Consider the following 1,027-nt stretch of genomic DNA (forward strand, 5'->3'; position numbering starts at 1 on the left):
ACTGACCCTGCCGCCGAACTGGCCGCGCTCGCCCGCGAGGAGCAGCAGGACCGCGCCGAGCAGCAGGCCAGGGCCGACGAACTGGAGCGGGTCCGGCGCACCCTCCGCCTCGACCGCCGGGACCGCGGCCAGCCCAGGGACGGCCACGAGGGCCGCCTCCGCACCGGCACCCGTAGCGCCCTGACCGGCCGTCACTGCAGCGGACCGGGCGGCACCCCGGCCGCTGCCGGCCGCCTCGCCGCCGCCGCGCCCTCCGGGTGCCCCGGCAGACCCGAGACCTTCACCGAACTCCTCACCAGGCTCGGCGAGTTCCCCCTGCTCACCTTCACCGGCGACCAGAAGAACGCGCTCGCCCTGGACGGACTCCAGTGCGCCGGCGCCGGCTGGGCCCGGCTCGCCTGGGACGGCCTGACGGCCCTGCAGGAGTACGCGGAGGCGGCCGTGCGCGGCGCGGCCGGCGGGGACTTCAAACAGTGGTGCGAGCACACCCCGGACGGCTGTCACCGCTTCCCGCCGCGCAAGGCGGTGCGCGGGGAGTCCCGGACGGTGTTCAGCCACACCAAGTGGAAGCGTGAACGGATGCTGCCGGTGCCGGAATGCGTCGACGCCTCCCGGCGCGCGTTCATGGGCGCGCACCTGCGGATCGGCGGCGGCCGCACCGCCCCCCGGCTGCACTACCTCGACGACTGCTCCGGCAGTGGCCGGATCTACGTCGGCTACATCGGTCTGCACCTCACCAACACCCGGACCAACTGACGGGCTTGGCTGACCGCTGCGCCCGTTCGGTGGACAATGTCCGGCAGGGGCGGGGCCGCGGTCCGGTCTGCCGCCCCGGGCAGGTGCCGGACGAGCATGGGGGAACGACGACCGATGCAGTACTCAGCAGACGGCCAGTCCGACGGCACCGCCACCGTCCAGTTCCCCCGGCCGGGCTTCCTCGCCTCGGTCTTTCGCGACCTCGGCGCCGACCAGGGCCCGGAGTCGGACGGCGCCTCGGGCGGGGGCGCGCCCGACGGCCCCGGTCGTC

1 pseudogene is annotated in these 1,027 nt (G+C 75.4%); it reads left to right on the forward strand.

The features are described 5' to 3' along the window. A pseudogene (locus BG452_RS35235) lies at positions 1-756 on the forward strand (hypothetical protein); the annotation flags it as partial. Positions 757-1,027 lie beyond the last annotated feature (271 nt).

The sequence above is a fragment of the Streptomyces sp. CBMA123 genome (assembly GCF_014596465.1).
Lineage (GTDB): Bacteria > Actinomycetota > Actinomycetes > Streptomycetales > Streptomycetaceae > Kitasatospora.